The 15281-nt window shown below is 62.7% G+C and carries 17 protein-coding genes; 9 read left to right on the forward strand and 8 right to left on the reverse strand.

The genetic code is table 11. From position 1 onward, the window contains the following. The 3 genes from ABSG20_RS13980 to ABSG20_RS13990 form a co-directional block, all read left to right on the forward strand. The coding region (locus ABSG20_RS13980) for a calcium:cation antiporter (RefSeq protein ID WP_423865095.1) at positions 1–960 on the forward strand (960 nt) is incomplete at its 5' end. A 43-nt stretch (positions 961–1003) separates the two neighbouring features. Then, positions 1004–1288, forward strand: coding sequence for a cupin domain-containing protein (locus ABSG20_RS13985; protein ID WP_423865096.1), 285 nt, complete (start codon positions 1004–1006; stop codon positions 1286–1288). A gap of 95 nt (positions 1289–1383) precedes the next feature. Then, on the forward strand, positions 1384–2274 hold the full coding sequence (locus ABSG20_RS13990) for a hypothetical protein (RefSeq protein ID WP_423865097.1): 891 nt from the start codon (positions 1384–1386) through the stop codon (positions 2272–2274). A gap of 187 nt (positions 2275–2461) precedes the next feature. Here ABSG20_RS13990 and ABSG20_RS13995 read toward each other — a convergent pair whose 3' ends face one another. The 4 genes from ABSG20_RS13995 to purE form a co-directional block, all read right to left on the reverse strand. Then, positions 2462–3055, reverse strand: a complete 594-nt coding sequence (locus ABSG20_RS13995) for a tetratricopeptide repeat protein (RefSeq protein ID WP_423865098.1) — start codon at positions 3053–3055, stop codon at positions 2462–2464. 293 nt (positions 3056–3348) lie between these two features. After that, positions 3349–3654 (reverse strand): 30S ribosomal protein S21, encoded by a 306-nt coding sequence (gene rpsU / locus ABSG20_RS14000; protein WP_423865099.1) that lies wholly within the window; start codon positions 3652–3654, stop codon positions 3349–3351. A gap of 162 nt (positions 3655–3816) precedes the next feature. Then, entirely contained in the window at positions 3817–4926 is a 1110-nt protein-coding gene (locus ABSG20_RS14005) for a 5-(carboxyamino)imidazole ribonucleotide synthase (RefSeq protein ID WP_423865100.1), read from the reverse strand. After that, positions 4923–5411, reverse strand: coding sequence for a 5-(carboxyamino)imidazole ribonucleotide mutase (gene purE, locus ABSG20_RS14010; protein ID WP_423865101.1), 489 nt, complete (start codon positions 5409–5411; stop codon positions 4923–4925). The genes ABSG20_RS14005 and purE overlap by 4 nt, the downstream gene beginning before the upstream one ends. Before the next feature lie 86 nt (positions 5412–5497). On the opposite strand from purE, the gene ABSG20_RS14015 reads away from it, so the two are divergent. Both ABSG20_RS14015 and ABSG20_RS14020 read left to right on the forward strand, forming a co-directional pair. Continuing rightward, positions 5498–6238, forward strand: coding sequence for a GGDEF domain-containing protein (locus ABSG20_RS14015; RefSeq protein ID WP_423865102.1), 741 nt, complete (start codon positions 5498–5500; stop codon positions 6236–6238). 94 nt (positions 6239–6332) lie between these two features. Continuing rightward, positions 6333–7490 carry an epoxide hydrolase family protein gene (locus ABSG20_RS14020; RefSeq protein ID WP_423865103.1) on the forward strand — a complete coding sequence of 386 codons (1158 nt, stop codon included), beginning with the start codon at positions 6333–6335 and terminating at the stop codon, positions 7488–7490. Between the two features lie 52 nt (positions 7491–7542). On the opposite strand, the gene ABSG20_RS14025 is transcribed toward ABSG20_RS14020, so the two are convergent. Continuing rightward, complete coding sequence (locus tag ABSG20_RS14025) at positions 7543–7794, reverse strand: hypothetical protein (protein ID WP_423865104.1); 252 nt, start codon at positions 7792–7794, stop codon at positions 7543–7545. 23 nt (positions 7795–7817) lie between these two features. Next, on the reverse strand, positions 7818–8030 hold the full coding sequence (locus ABSG20_RS14030) for a hypothetical protein (protein ID WP_423865105.1): 213 nt from the start codon (positions 8028–8030) through the stop codon (positions 7818–7820). A gap of 231 nt (positions 8031–8261) precedes the next feature. Between ABSG20_RS14030 and ABSG20_RS14035 the strand changes: the two genes are divergently transcribed. Beyond that, positions 8262–8642 carry a response regulator gene (locus ABSG20_RS14035; RefSeq protein WP_423865106.1) on the forward strand — a complete coding sequence of 127 codons (381 nt, stop codon included), beginning with the start codon at positions 8262–8264 and terminating at the stop codon, positions 8640–8642. Between the two features lie 77 nt (positions 8643–8719). Here the strand turns inward: ABSG20_RS14035 and ABSG20_RS14040 are convergent, their stop codons facing one another. Next, positions 8720–8926, reverse strand: a complete 207-nt coding sequence (locus ABSG20_RS14040; RefSeq protein WP_079538570.1) for a YdcH family protein — start codon at positions 8924–8926, stop codon at positions 8720–8722. Between the two features lie 504 nt (positions 8927–9430). Between ABSG20_RS14040 and ABSG20_RS14045 the strand changes: the two genes are divergently transcribed. Next, complete coding sequence (locus tag ABSG20_RS14045) at positions 9431–9616, forward strand: YdcH family protein (RefSeq protein ID WP_423865107.1); 186 nt, start codon at positions 9431–9433, stop codon at positions 9614–9616. Between the two features lie 255 nt (positions 9617–9871). Here the strand turns inward: ABSG20_RS14045 and ABSG20_RS14050 are convergent, their stop codons facing one another. Beyond that, entirely contained in the window at positions 9872–10975 is a 1104-nt protein-coding gene (locus tag ABSG20_RS14050; RefSeq protein WP_423865108.1) for an NAD(P)/FAD-dependent oxidoreductase, read from the reverse strand. Positions 10976–11213: 238 nt separating this feature from the next. Between ABSG20_RS14050 and ABSG20_RS14055 the strand changes: the two genes are divergently transcribed. Together ABSG20_RS14055 and ABSG20_RS14060 are read left to right on the forward strand one after the other, a co-directional pair. Next, the gene (locus ABSG20_RS14055; protein WP_423865109.1) at positions 11214–13544 is read left to right on the forward strand and encodes a putative bifunctional diguanylate cyclase/phosphodiesterase; all 2331 of its coding nucleotides are present in this window, start codon (positions 11214–11216) and stop codon (positions 13542–13544) included. A 99-nt stretch (positions 13545–13643) separates the two neighbouring features. After that, positions 13644–15134 carry a glycerol-3-phosphate dehydrogenase gene (locus tag ABSG20_RS14060; RefSeq protein WP_423865110.1) on the forward strand — a complete coding sequence of 497 codons (1491 nt, stop codon included), beginning with the start codon at positions 13644–13646 and terminating at the stop codon, positions 15132–15134. Positions 15135–15281: the final 147 nt, after the last annotated feature.

Consider the following 15281-nt stretch of genomic DNA (forward strand, 5'->3'; position numbering starts at 1 on the left):
GTCATCCTGTTTGGCACCGTGTTCGCGGCCGTCCACCATGCCGAGGTGATTGCCGCGAAGATCGGCGAGCCCTACGGCACGCTGCTGTTGACGCTGGCGGTGACCGTAATCGAGGTCGCGCTGATCGCCACCATCATGCTCGGTGAAACGGCCGTACCCACTTTGGCGCGCGACACTGTGTTCGCAGTGGTGATGATCGTCTGCAACGGTCTGGTCGGCATCTGTATCCTGGCCGGCGGCCTGCGCTACCGCGAGCAGGATGTTCAGGTGGCCGGATCAAGCCTTTATCTCAGCGTCCTGACCGTGCTGGCGACCATCACCCTGATCATGCCCAATTATACGTTGACCACGCCGGGGCCGATCTACTCGGCCGGCCAGCTCGGCTTCGTCAGCGTCGTCACCGTCCTCCTCTATGGCGTGTTTCTCTATACCCAGACCATCCGGCATCGCGGATATTTCGTCGGCAGCGTACGGGAACCCGACGACGGTGGCGTCCCCCTGTCCAATCCGATGCTGGCCTTGAGTATCGGGCTGCTCATGATCTCGCTGCTGGCGGTGGTATTGCTGGCGAAAAAATTCTCGCTGGTGGTCGATTTCGCAACCGCCCTGATCGGCGCGCCGCCGGCGTTTGCGGGTGTCCTGGTGGCGCTTTTGATCCTGCTGCCGGAGAGCGTTGCCGCCGTCGCTGCCGCGCGCAAGAACGACCTGCAGAAGAGCATCAATCTGGCGCTCGGCTCATCGCTTGCGACCATCGGGCTGACCATCCCGGCCGTGGCAGTGGCCGCCTATGCGCTGGACAAGCAACTGGTGCTCGGGCTCAATACCCAGGATATGGTATTGCTGGTTCTGACCCTCGTCCTGAGCATGCTGACCTTCGCCACTGGCCGCACCAACATCTTGTTCGGCCTGGTCCATGTGGTGGTATTTGCCGTTTTTGTGTTCCTGGTGTTCGTGCCGTGACTAACCTTCGCGAGGAGTACACCAGACTGGAAAGGAATTGACCGTGATCAGTGCCAAATCGGATGTTCAGGTCGATACGCCGGAAGTCCGCGTCACCGAGTGGCGGCTGGCGCCGGGCAGCGCCACCGGCCGTCACATTCACGAGATGGATTACGTGATCGTGCCCGTGACCTCAGGCGAAATGACCATCGTCGCGCCGGACGGGGCACGTTCCAAGGCGGTGCTCGGCCTTGGCAAATCCTATTTCCGCAAGGCCGGGGTCGAGCACGACGTGCTCAACGAGACCGCCGCCGAGATCGTGTTCCTGGAAGTGGAATTGAAACCTTGAGTACCATAACTGGCAAATTGCCACTGATCCGTCGCAGTTGATCCCTCAATGCGCCTCAAAGTTCCCGTATTGCAACGCCGCGGGGAGTGGCTGGCATGCTGAAATACATCTCTAAGTTTGCTATGGACATATTACCGTCGCTAGCCGCGACGATCATCGGAGCGTATATCGTTAACCATTATATCGTCGCCAAGCCCGGACCCGACGCCCCGGTCGCCGCCCTGGCTTCGCCGGCCGAGCCCAAGAAGGCCGAGGCCAAGACCAATCCGAAGCTATCCGAGACTTCCTCAGATGTCTCCAACCTCCCTGAGCCCGGTGTCAAGGCGAAGGGCGTCTCCGAAAAAGCGGTGCTCGATAAGTCGGCGGTCGAAGCGGGGGCACCGAGAGCCGCTGACAAGCCGACGGAGACCGCAAGCATCCCCTTGGAGCCGCGCCGGCATCCGCCCACGCCGCGCGAGAAGACCGCCGCTAGGACCACCACCGTCGCACCAGTTGTCGCCGCCCCGGCTTCAGCACCGCCAGTTGAGGCCGCCACCGCCCCAGATGAGCATCGCGATGCCAACGATCTGGCGCGTGCGGCGATCGAACGGCTGCGTGTTACAGGCGAGAGTTCGCCGCGAGCGCTGGAAGCCGACCGCATTCCGGATCCAGCTCGGGTCGCCGCCGCGCCGCCATTGTCAGCGCCCCCAGGGCTCGCGCCCGCAATTCGGCAGCTGCCGCCGCCGATCACGGTCGCCACGCCCGCGGCTGAGCCGTTGGGTTCGGTGTCCGGATCAACCCAGGCGGGGCCGCCTTACAGGGACGACGCCGGGATGGACGATCCGCGCCGTCCGACTCCGCCATCTGACATTCCGCCCCCGCCGCCTTTGCCACCGCTGGTTCTGCATGCCGAGGCGACAGGGCCTTCGATGCGAGAGAACACCTCGGTCGCCGAGGGCATGCTGGCGGCGGCGAGATCTGTGTTTCACGCGGTGCTGCCGAAATAGGGCATGATCTCCGAGCAAACGCGGAACGCGTTTGTCCGAGGGAAAAGCCTGCCAACCGAATTGACCCGAGGATGGGAACCAGGCTTTTCCCCCGAGCAAGCGCGGAACGCGTTGGCTTGGAGGTCCCATGCTCAATCAGAGAGATGAGATCATGATCCGATGGAATCCAATCGGATCATGATCGAGCTCAGAAGGTATCGTAGTTCTGGCCGGGCTTACCGCCGACGCGTGCGAAGCCGCTTTGCGCGGCCTCGTCCTTGGGACGAAGATTGATGGCGCGGGCGTATGAGCCCGCGGCCTTAGTCCGATCGCCGAGGCGTTCATAGGCGAGCCCCCGGGTTGTCCAGATCTGCACGTTCTGCGGGTCGGCCTGCGCGGCTTCATCAAGATCGGCGGCGGCTTCCCTGACTTTGTCCAAAGCGAGGTAACTGATGGCGCGGCCGAGCAACGGCTCGGCCCGCTGCGGGGTCAGGCCGCTCGCCGCGGTGAAGTCGTCGATCGCGGATTGATGTTGCTTCTCGCCCTGATAAAGCAGGCCGCGATTGTACAGCGCATCCGCGTTGTGAGGATCGATCGCGATCGCTTGATCGAACTCGCCAAGTGCGAGTTCGATTTTTCCGGATCGTGCCAGCGCCTGGCCGCGCATATTATGGGACTGCGCATCGGCCGCGCCGGCTCGGGCGGGAGCCGCTTTCGGCGCCTCGTCATCGGCCGAGGGCGACAACGAACCAAGATTGATCGAGCACCCGCACAGCGCGATCGCGACCAATGCGAGCGGCACCGGGGCGCGTCGCGGGAAATGAGGGGCTCCTGAAAAAGGATGGGAAACCGGTTTGGCCATGGGGTGCGGAACACTCGCCCGATTGCACACCGCTGGTACCCGAAGGACGTACTCTACAAAAGTGGATACCGGGAATACGCGCCTATGATCGAATTAGAGCATTCTTGCGGCCGGCCGGATTGCACTTGGCCGGAAACCTGCATCGCATAACCCGCCGCTCAAAAATTATCACGCGGGCACAGGCCCGCGTGATCCATTTGAAGTCGGCGAATTGAAGTCACCAGGAGTCTGGATCAGCGCGATCCGCGCGGACCCGCGCCAGGACCGCCACGACCGCCAGCGCTGCTGCGCTCGGAGCCCGGACCGGCGCCAAACACCGGCTTTGGTTTCATCGGCAGCAGGCCTTCGCGCTGCAATTTCTTGCGCGCGAGCTTGCGCGCGCGGCGCACGGCTTCGGCCTTTTCGCGGGCCTTCTTCTCGGAGGGCTTTTCATAATGGCCGCGAAGCTTCATCTCGCGGAAGATACCCTCGCGCTGCATCTTCTTCTTCAGCGCCTTGAGGGCTTGATCGACGTTATTATCGCGGACGAGAACCTGCACGCGGCATCCTCTTTCATTGATCGGATTGGAATTCTGTTAAAGTCTTAAAGAGCTGGCAAAAGGCCTAGCCCCAAACCTTGAGGGCGCGGATGTATCAGATCGCACCAGGAATGTCCACCGGCGTGACACCCCTGCGCAGCGAAATCGAATCTTTTGATCAGATCAGGCGGTTTTGGGCTCGATCGTTCCTACCTGCGTCACATGACCCATTTTCCGGCCCGGCCGCGGCGGACCCTTGCCATAAAGGTGGACGGTCGCGCCCGGGACGGTCAGCCACTGCTCGTAGTCCTTGATATCGTCCCCGATCAGATTGGTCATGGTGACCGGACCATGACGGACCGGCTTGCCCAGCGGCCAACCGGCGATGGCGCGGATGTGTTGCTCGAACTGCGAGATCGAGGCGCCATCGAGCGTCCAGTGCCCGGAATTGTGAACCCGCGGCGCGATCTCATTGACCAAAACCCTTGCTCCGCCATTGTCCTGCACCACAAACATCTCGACCGCGAGCACGCCGACGTAATTGAGCGCGTTGGCGATGGCCTCTGCGACGGAGCGCGCCTCACCCGCCAGCGCGTCAGGGATGTCGGCCGGCGCGCGCGAGATTTTCAGGATGTGGTCGCGATGCTGGTTTTCGGTGACGTCGAAGCATTCGACATGGCCGTCGGCCGAGCGTGCGGCAATCACCGAGACCTCGCGCTCGAAGGGAATGAAGGCCTCGAGGATGGCGGATCTGGTGCCCAGTTCATCCCAGACCCGATCCGGATCGTCGCCGTCGCGGATAATCGCTTGACCCTTGCCGTCATAGCCGAAACGGCGGGTCTTGATCACGGCCGGCCGGCCGATGCGTGCGATCGCGGCCCGCAGCGCCGCCGCCGACGACACATCAGCGTATTTGGCAGTGCCGATGCCCAAGCGTTGCACAAAATCTTTCTCGGCGAGGCGGTCCTGGGTCGTTTCCAGGATTTTGCGGTCGGGCAACACCGGACGCCGCGCCGCGAGGATCATCGCGGCGGCGGCCGGCACGTTCTCGAATTCGTAAGTGATGACGTCGACGTCATTGGCGAACAGCTCCAGCGCCTCGACATCGGCATACTCCGCGCAGGTCGCGTTCAGCACAACGTCGAACGCCGGCGAATCCGGGTCCGGCGAAAACACCTGGCAGCGCAAGCCGAGACGCGGCGCCGCCAGCGCCAGCATCCGGCCCAATTGTCCGCCGCCAAGAATTCCGATGGTGTCGCCGGGCTTGAGCTTGACCTGGTGTGGCGCGGTCACGCAGATCCCTCCGGGCGCTCGCTCACCGCTTCGGTCTGCTGCTTGCGCCAGGCGACAAGTCTGGCGGACAGGGCCGGATCGCTCAGCGCAAGCGCGCTGGCGGCAAGCAGCGCGGCGTTGATGGCACCGGGCTTGCCGATCGCTAACGTCCCGACCGGTACGCCGGCGGGCATCTGGACGATGGAATAGAGCGAATCGATGCCGGACAGCGCCTTGGATTCGATCGGGACGCCGAACACCGGAAGCTCCGTCAGCGATGCGGTCATGCCCGGCAAATGCGCCGCGCCGCCGGCGCCGGCGATGATGATCTTGAAGCCGGCCGCCTTGGCGCCCTTGGCAAAGGCGAACAGCCGCTCCGGGGTACGATGCGCGGAGACGATGAGTTTCTCGCTGGCCACGCCAAGCGCGGCTAAGGTATCGGCGGCGTGGCGCATGGTGTCCCAGTCCGACTGGCTTCCCATGATGATGGCGATCGGGGCGGTCATGCGGTCAATTCTTTTCGGGAATCCAGAAACATAGCCAGGATTATAAGATCGGCCGGGGGTTCGGCAAGGCTGGCAAGGGGGCCGGAATGGACTATCCTGTCTTGGTGATTTCCGGCAAGCCTTCCTATAGTTGTCTACAGTTGCGCATGACGAAGAAAACCAGGGCGACCGCACCGAGCACAGCGAAACGCCGCAAAAGCACCGTGGCGCAAGGCAAGCCTGCGCCGCAGCGTTCGTCTGCGGCCGCAACTCGGGTTACGGTCGCGCCCAACGGCGCCAAAGCCACCATTCGCCGGCTCAGGACCCAACTGGCGCAGGCCATGGCGCGAATAGACGAGTTGCAGACCTTGGCGGACACCGACCCATTGCTGGATATCCCCAATCGGCGGGGCTTCGAGCGCGCGCTGAACCGCTCGGTTGCCTATATCAGACGCTATCACGCCAGCGGCGCGCTGATCGTGCTTGACGTCGATCGCCTGAAGCCGATCAACGATGCTTTCGGGCACGCCGCTGGCGATCAGGTGCTGAAGACGGTGGTGACTGCGCTCTCGCGCCATGTGCGTTCATCTGACGTGATCGCACGGCTGGGCGGCGACGAGTTCGCACTGTTGTTGTGGAACCTAAACGAGACCGACGCCAAGGCCAAGGCGGCGGCGTTGGAAAATGCCGTCGATCGGCTCAGCTTCGTGTTTCGCGGCCATACCGTCACGGCGGGTGCGTCCGCCGGGGTGGTTATCCTGAACGCGCATGCGCAAGCAGACCGGGCGCTGGAACAAGCCGATAGCGCGATGTATGTGCGCAAGGCGCAGCGGCGGCATGAAGCCTGATGCGCAAGCGCGGCCGGGGCTTTACGGGTACTGAAGGTTCCTAGAGACTGCGCGATCGGAAAATTGCGATCAGTCCCATCAGCCGAGCGCGATCATGACAGCCCAGCCCACCCGATTCACGCTTCATATCCCCGATCCGGATATCGCCGATCTGCGCGACCGTCTTGCCCGCGCGCGATTTCCCGACCAGGCCCCCGGTGCCGCGTGGGCCTTTGGTACCGATGTGACTTACCTTCGCCAGCTTATCGAATACTGGCGCGACCGTTTTGACTGGAGGGCCGAGGAGGCCGCGCTGAACGCCTTTCCGCAATTCAGCGTCCCGCTCGACGGCGTCGACCTGCACTACCTGCATGTGCAAGGCGTTGGCCCCCAGCCGATGCCGCTGCTCTTGCTTCACGGCTGGCCCGGCTCGGTATTCGAGTTTCTCGACATCATCCCGCGCCTCACCGATCCCGCGCGCTTCGGCGGCGAAGCGCGCGACGCTTTCACCGTGGTGGCGCCGTCCTTGCCCGGCTATGGGCTATCTTTCAGCCCTGGCCAGCGGAGGTTCGGCGTTCCAGAGATGGCGGATTGCGTTGCCGCCCTCATGCATGACGTACTCGGCTATTCCCGCTTTGGCGCGCAAGGCGGCGACTGGGGAGCCGCGGTCAGCAGCCGGCTCGGCTATGCGCATGCCGGACGGATGATCGGCATCCACCTTAATTTGATGATCGCCGCAAGCCGCGATCCCGCCGCCTATCCCGATCCGACCGAGGAGGAGCGGCTTTACCTGGGCGAATTGGTGCAATGGCTCCGCGAAGAGACCGGTTATCAATGGATCCAGGGGACGCGCCCGCAGACGCTCGCCTTCGGTCTCACGGATTCGCCGATCGGCTTGGCGGCGTGGATCGTGGAAAAATTCCGCGCTTGGTCCGATTGCGCTGGCGATGTGGAGAGCGCCATCAGCCGGGAACGCATGCTCGCCGACATCGCGCTGTATTGGTTTACCGGCGCGATCGGCTCTTCGTTCTGGCCCTATTATGCCCGCGCGCATGGCTCGGCGATCCTGCCGGTCGGCAGTACGATCAAGGTGCCCACCGGCTACGCGCAGTTTCCGCGTGAGATCCTCAAGCCGCCACGTTCAGTCGCGGCGCGCGTGTTCACCGATATCAGGCGCTGGACGATCATGCCCAGGGGTGGACATTTCGCGGCCCTGGAACAGCCGGAATCGCTCGCCGACGAGGTGCGGATCTTCTTCCGGGAATTACGCTGATGAAGTGTTGCTTGCGCTTCATGCGGAGGCCGCCAAAGGCGATCGCGGACCTCTACAATCCGCTCAGATCATCCGGCACGTTGCCGAATTTCTTCAGCACCTGCGCATCACCGAATTCGCCGATCATGGGGTCGCCGGTGCGGCTGAAGGCGACAGCGCCGATAGCGCCGGCGGCCTTTGACAAGACTTCCGCGCGTCGTATTGCCCCTGACGAACTCTGACATTCCTCCGCTGCGCCTGCGACCGGCGAGCCCGTGTCATCCTGCAGGAATGGCAGCGCGACGTAATAGGTGACATCGGCCATGATCTCGCTCCTGGCATGATCGATCAGGCGGCATCGCCGTTGGCTCGCGACAGTCTTGCCGGAGCGCGGTCGCTTGAGACCGTTGCCTGTAATTCCCGCAATTCGGCTTCCAGGTATTCATTTGCCATGATCAGCACCTTGATCGTGCTGCGCAGATTTCCGTCGCACATCGCGATCGCTTGGTCACAGGCCTGCTCGTAAAGGCTGCTGACGGACGGTGAGGCGGGCTCGGACATGCTGAGATTCCAGTTTGGCTAAAGGTGAAGGCAACAGATGTTCCTATTTTGTTCTGAAAAAGTCAAGAGGCGCCAAGAGGCTTCAAAGCAGCGAACCCGCCGATTTCGAGCTTCCCATTGCGTCGGGATCAACAAGGGCAGGCCGGCCGAACCAAGCGGAAGTCCGAACGCCCGCGCCGGGAACCAAAACAATATCCGGCGCTTAATGCTTGATTGCAGGGAGTGGGACGGATGGGTCTTGTCGAATCCAGAAGACCCGTGGTGCTGATCGTCGAGGACGAGTTTCTGTTGAGAATGGATGCGGTCGATATGGTCGCAGGCGCCGGGTTCGAAGTGCTCGAAGCTGCGAATGCCGACGAAGCCATTGAGCTTCTGGAAGCGCGTCGGGACATCACGGTGGTTTTCACCGATATCCAGATGCCAGGCTCGATGGACGGCTTGAAGCTCGCCCGCGCGGTCCGAGGCCGTTGGCCACCGATCAAGATCGTCGCAACTTCCGGCCATCCCCATGTCAAGGAAGCGGATCTGCCCGAGGGCGGGCGGTTTCTACCGAAGCCTTACAGCCCGGTCGAGGTGACGGGCTTGCTGCGGGAGTTGACCGGCGGTGGCTAGGCCTCAAGCCGTCACGGCCGAGATCGGCCGGCGTTGTGGGCGCCCTGGAATGATCGAGCAGATGCAATGATAATCGGTTATGCAATGATATCGGGGGTAATCTGATCTTCGATGAAGGCGATGCGGTCGCGCAGCTGCAGCTTGCGTTTTTTCAACCGTTGCAGCCGTAGCAAGTCCGGCGCGGGCGATTGATGCAGCGCATCAATCGCCGCGTCGAGATCGCGATGCTCCTGCTGCAGCCGAGCGAGCTCGTTTTCGAGTTCGCGCTCATCTTCGTTTGTCATGGTGTACGTTTGCTGAAAAGCGCGATGAGAATGCGAAAGGTTGAGGAAGCCGTGCCAGGAATATCGTCCCTGGCGGGCCCAGGCGCAAGCTAAGCTGACATGGGGCTCGGAAGTTCACTTCGATTTTGCGGCCGGGCCAACGGCGGGCCTTCGAACCGAAACCCCGCTGGAACCAAGGGGTTGCGGGCGCGATCCGCAATGGTGAAGTCGCATTTGCCGACCAACGCGTTTTGGATAATCCCTTCGCCTGTTGCGAGATTGTGCTGTAAACTATTGAAAGACCGCGTGATCTTAGTGTCCATGGCTAACGGAGATGCCCGATCCGGCAACCGTTGGCGTTCGGACCTGGACATGCGGGGCGGGTTCCCTTGCTCACGATTGGTTACAGATGTTGCCGGAAATATGAAAGCGCGATTCCCGATTCCCATCGACAGATTCGGCGAGTTGTGTACACTCGCTCGTCCGGATCGAATCTGAAGTCTCATTCAACCGCGGAGGTTTCGTATGGCAATTCAGGCGCATCTTGTTGAACTGGAACGGAAACACAAGACTCTCGAAAACGAATTACACGAAGCTCTCGTGCACCTTTCAACGGACGACCTGCAAATTGTCGAGTTAAAGCGCCGGAAGTTGATGGTGAAGGACGAGATCGAGCGATTAAAGCATAACGCGAGCGATACCCTTCACTAGGGATCGACACCGGCTGGTCGGCTGCTGCCTACACTCTGCGCGAATGCGGACGATCAAGTGATCCCCGCCGGAGCAATTCGCATCACCAGCTCAGAATTCTGGATTACGACTGCTGTAATGTCGTTTCCTGGATTGCCATGCCTTGACCATAGGCGTTTGCGTTGCGCCGAAGGCGCGGCCTTGCAATTGGAGTGCAAGCAGGTTTGCGGCACGGCCGACCCGAAGCCACTAAGTTGCAGTCATTGGAAGTCGCAGTCATTGGTCTGCCAGCTCGCCGACATAATCCGCGATTGCCAGCGATGACGTCAGGCCCGGTGATTCAATTCCGAACAGATTGATCAGCCCATCGATGCCATGATCCCTTGGTCCCTGGATCAGGAAATCCTGCACGGCCACGGCCGGCGGCACGATCTTCGGTCGAATTCCCGAATAGCCAGGCACCAGCGCGCCGTCCGGAAGTGTTGGCCAGTACCGCCGGATCGCCGGATAAAACCGTTCCGCCCGCGCCGGATCGACGGAGTAATCGATGGTCTCGACCCATTCCACATCGGGACCGAACCGGGCCTGCCCCGCCATGTCGAGGGTGAGATGCACGCCAAGGCCGCCGGGCTCGGGCACCGGATAGATCAGATGTGAAAACGGCGCTCGCGCCGTGCAACTGAAATAATTTCCCTTTGCCAGATAGGCCGGCGGTATCAGCTCGATTGGCATGCCATCGATGCTGCGTGCGACCGCCGGCGCGCCGAGCCCCGCCGCATTGACGAGCAGCCGGCATTCGAGCGACGCCGGCGCGTTCCCGCCGGCGTCAAGTTCGATACGGCCCGCGCGCGCTTTGGCGCGCAGCAGCGGCGCGTGAAACGCACAGACCGCGCCCGCCTCCTCGGCGTCGCCGCGCAGCGCCAGCATGAAGGCATGGCTGTCTATGATGCCGGTGGAAGGCGAGAGCAGGGCGGCGTCGCAGCTCAGCGCCGGCTCCAAAGCCCGCGCGGCATCTCCAGACAATGTTTGCAGATCGTGCACGCCATTGGCCTCGGCGTGCGTCCTGATCGATTGCAGCTTCACAGTTTCCGCGCGCGTCGTTGCCACGATCAGCTTGCCGCAATTGCGGTGCGGAATGAAGTGGTCCGCGCAATATTCATAGAGCGCACGTCTGCCGCCGACACACATCCGCGCCATCAGACTTCCGGCCCGATAATAGATGCCAGCATGGATCACTTCGCTGTTGCGCGACGACGTGACCGTGCCGATGCCTTCCGCGGCCTCCAGGATGATGAGTTCGCGGCCGGCTTGCGCCAGCCGCCGCGCGACGGCAAGACCAATCACCCCGGCACCAATGACGACGCAATCAACTCTATCCATGCGCGGCTTCAGATCCCCTTTTGTCGGCCGTTCGTCCGGGGCCGTGGATTTGAATTTCCTATCAGACGGCCGCGCGTCAGCGCGCGCTTTCGGAAACCCGATTTCACATTAGTGAAGCGTTAATCATGTCCAGGCAAATGCAGCTTTTTAAGCCAGTTTCTGCGCTGCGGCGGGTAGCTGTTTACCTGATCCAAACCCCGAGGGCCAGACACTCCGCCCTGAAATCCGCGGGTGACTGATGGCTGACAAGAAATTGCAGGCAGGCGGCAAGATCTTGATTCCTGCGCGCGCCAGCGTATGCCTGATTACCACCGTTGCTCCCTTGCGAGCCGCCTGGGGACTTCCCGAAAATTTCGCGCCGACCAGCTATGTCGGTTTGGCCGACCCCAATCTGGTTTGGGAAGCGCTGATTGGCATCCTGGTCGTCTGCTCTTTCCTCGCCGCCGCCGCCCTGTGGGTGCTCTCGGCATTGAGCCAGGCCAAGCGCTCGCAGTTGCGCAGAAATGCATTCATCGGTTACGCCCTGAACAACCTCAGCCAGGGCGCCGTGATGACAGATGCGCAGGATCGGGTCGTGTTCTGCAACGATCGCTATCTCGAGATCTACGGCATGGCGCGTTCGGACCTTCGCAAGGACATAACCGGGCCGGAATTGCTGCGGATGCAGCGCGAGCGCGGTGCGCTGGACCTCGAGCAATTTAACGAAAGCGCCGGCGGCCCGGAGGGTTTCATTACCGAATTGCCCGGCGGGCGATCGGTTGCGGTCAAGGTTTTTTCCTTGCCGAGCGGCGGTGCGGTATCGACGCACGAGGATTGCAGCGAGCAGCGTCAGCTCTCGCGACCTGAACGCCAGTTGCTTTCCCAGGAACTGGAAAACACCAAGAAGTTTCTCGAACTGGTGGTCGATAACATTCCGGTCTCGCTCACCGTCGAGCGCGTCAGTGATGGACGATATCTGCTGGCCAATCGCAGCGCCGAAACCATCCTCAACCGGCGGCGCGAGGATGCCACCGGATTGACCGCCGCCGATATTTTCAATGCGCGCGAAGCCAAGCTGATCATCGCCCGCGACGAGGCGGCGATCAGGAAGCGCGGCCTGCTCACCGAAGAACACCCGATCAGCACCAAGGACGGGTTGCGGCTGTTCCGGACCCGCCGCATGACCGTGCTGGACGAGGCCGGCGAGCCGCAATATCTGATCAAGACCCATGAAGACGTCACCGACCGCCGCCAGACCGAATCGCGCATGGCCCACATGGCCTATCATGACGGCCTTACCGACATGCCGAACCGCGCGGCGTTTCTGCAGGCGCTGGCGCAGATGATCGAGGCCTGCGCCGGCACCGATGAGGAATTTGCGGTGCTGTCGGTCGACCTCGACGGCATGAAAGAAGTCAACGACGTGTTCGGCCATGCCACCGGCGACAAGCTTTTGATCGAAGTGGCGCACCGCATACAGGACCTGGCGCGCGGCGGTGTCGTGGCCCGGCTCTCAGGCGACGAGTTCGGATTGATCATCGACGGCAAGCAGCCCGCCGCGGGGTTCCGGCTGGCTGAACAACTCGCCGAAGCGCTCGCGAAAGAATTCCTGATCGACGGCAAATCGGTTCGCACCGGAGTGACCGCCGGCATCTCGGTATTCCCGCACAACGGCACCGACGCCGCCGCGCTGCTCGCCAATGCCGGGGCGGCATTGTTCCGCGCCAAGGCGACGTCGCGGGGCTCGATCAGCATCTATGAGCCCGAGATGGACCAGCAGATCAGGGATCGCCGCGTCCTGCACCAGGATCTGTCGCTCGCGATCAAGCACGGCGAGCTGTCGCTTTATTATCAGCCGCAGGCCAAGTCGCGCCAGACCGTCGCCTCCAGCGAAATCACCGGCTTCGAGGCGCTGGCGCGGTGGATGCATCCGGTGCGCGGCTTCGTTCCGCCGAGCGATTTCATTCCGCTCGCCGAAGAAAGTGGCCTGATCGTCGAGATGGGTGAATGGATCCTGCGTGAGGCCTGCCGGGAGGCCGCGTCGTGGCCGATGCCGCTGCAGATCGCGGTCAATCTGTCGCCGGCGCAGTTCATGCATGGCGATCTGGTCAGTCTGGTGCATTCCATCCTGCTCGAAACCGGGCTCTCGCCGGGCCGGCTCGAGCTGGAAATCACAGAGGGCGTGCTGATCAAGGATTTCGGCCGCGGACTGGGGCTGTTGCGGCGGCTGAAGGCGCTCGGCGTCCGCATTTCCATGGATGACTTCGGCAGCGGTTATTCGTCGCTGAGCTATCTGCAGGCGTTTCCGTTCGACAAGATCAAGATCGACCGCGCGTTCGTCATCAATCTCGGACGCAATCCGCAATCGGCGGCGATTGTCCGCGCCGTGATCGGCCTCGGCCACGGCCTCGAAATGTCGATTGTCGCCGAGGGCGTGGAAACCCAGGAGCAACTCGGCTTCCTCGCCGATCAGGGTTGCGATGCGGTGCAGGGCTTTTTCATCGGCAAACCTCTGCCGATCGGGCAGTACGCCGCGCTGGTTGGCCGCCCCTTCGGCAATATCATGGAGCCCGCGCGCAAGACCGGTTAAAGCTTTTTTCGGACTTGACGCGTCTTCTTTCACGCGAACCGGTATCCATCCCGCATCAAGTGTGGGACAGGCTTCGCTCGAAAACGCTATAGCTTGCGCATGGCGGACTTCGATCTTGCAATCATCGGCGGCGGTTTGAACGGCGTCAGCGTGGCGCGCGACGCCGCGGGGCGCGGTCTCCGGGTGATCCTGCTGGAGCAGGGTGACCTTGGCTCGGCCGCATCCTCGGCCTCGCCGCGGCTCATTCATGGCGACCTAGGCCTGCTCGAGCGCAGGGCGTTGCTGCGCGTCCGCACCGCCTTGGCCGAGCGTGACATATGGCTGCGGATTGCGCCGCATCTGGTGCGCCCGATGCGCTTTGCGATCCCCGCCCATTCCGACGAACGTCCGCCATGGCTTTTGCGGCTGGGCTTGTTGCTCTACGACCGGCTGGCCTCCCGCACGCAACTTCCGGCTTCGGTGACCGTCGATGTCACGCACCATCCGATCGGCAACGCGCTGAAGCGGCCGTTCGGCACCGCGTTTGAATATTCCGATTGCGTGGTGGACGATTCACGGCTGGTGGTTCTCAACGCCGTCGATGCCGCGGAGCGTGGCGCCGTGATCCGCACCGGCGCGCGCTGCGTTCGCGCCGACCGGCTCGAGTGCTGGCGGCTTGCGGTGATCGATCGCGGCCATCGTCGGGTGATCACGGCGAGGGCGCTGGCCAATGCTACCGGGGCCTGGACCACTTCGGTCGCGGAAACCGTCTTGCGGATGCGCCCGCCGGACGTCCGCGCGGCCCAGATGAGCCAGATTGTCGTCAGGCGCCTGTTCGACAGCGACAACGTCTATGTGTTCCAGAACGCCGACCGGCGCCTGATCTTCGCCAGCCCCTATGAGCGCGATTTCACGCTGATCGGCACCGTCGGCCACAAGTTCAAAGGCGATCCGGCCGCGGTATCGATGGCGGCCGCCGATGTCAGCTATCTCTGCGACGCGGTCAACCGGTATTTTCGCGAGCCTATCGAACTGTTCGACGTGATCCGGACGGTGTCCGGCGTCAATCTGGCGGTCCGGGCAGACCCGCGCGCCGCGGGGGATGGTTCTGTCGCGTTCGATGCGGGACGCCGCAAGCCGCCGCTTTTGACCATCTTCGGCGGCGACGTCACCACCTCGCGGCGGCGCGCCGAGCGCGCGGTCTCGCGGCTTTCGCCGTTCTATCCGATGTCGCCGCGCTGGACCGCGACGGCGCCGCTGCCGGGCGGCGATTTCCAGTGGCCGCGGTTCGACGCCGAAGTCGATGCGGCGCGCCAGCGCTGGCGGTTCTTGACCGAGGCGCAGGCGCAGCGTCTGGCCGCGGCCTATGGCACGCGGCTTAAGGCTGTGCTTGGCGAGGCCAAGAGCCGCGCCGAGCTCGGGCCGGGGTTCGGGCCGGAACTGACGGCCGCAGAGGTGCGCTATCTCATGACAACAGAATGGGCCCGCTTTCCCGACGACATCCTGTGGCGGCGCTCAAAGCTCGGCCTGACCATGTCTGCGGGAGATCGCGAGGCGCTGGCGGCGTTCATGGCGGCCATGGGGGCTGATCGAGTTTCCAAGCCCGGTTGAGCCTGATGCAGGTGATCCTCGAACGGGGTGCAGCCATGAAATCGCCCCCTGATAATACAGGGGCGAAACAGGGTGGGAGGCGATTTCAGTCCGGTCAGTCGGGCAACCTTTCGATCGCAAGCCGAGATCTGTCAGCTCTTGTTCGCG

The organism is Bradyrhizobium sp. (genome assembly GCF_049512235.1).
In the GTDB taxonomy this organism is placed as follows: domain Bacteria; phylum Pseudomonadota; class Alphaproteobacteria; order Rhizobiales; family Xanthobacteraceae; genus Bradyrhizobium.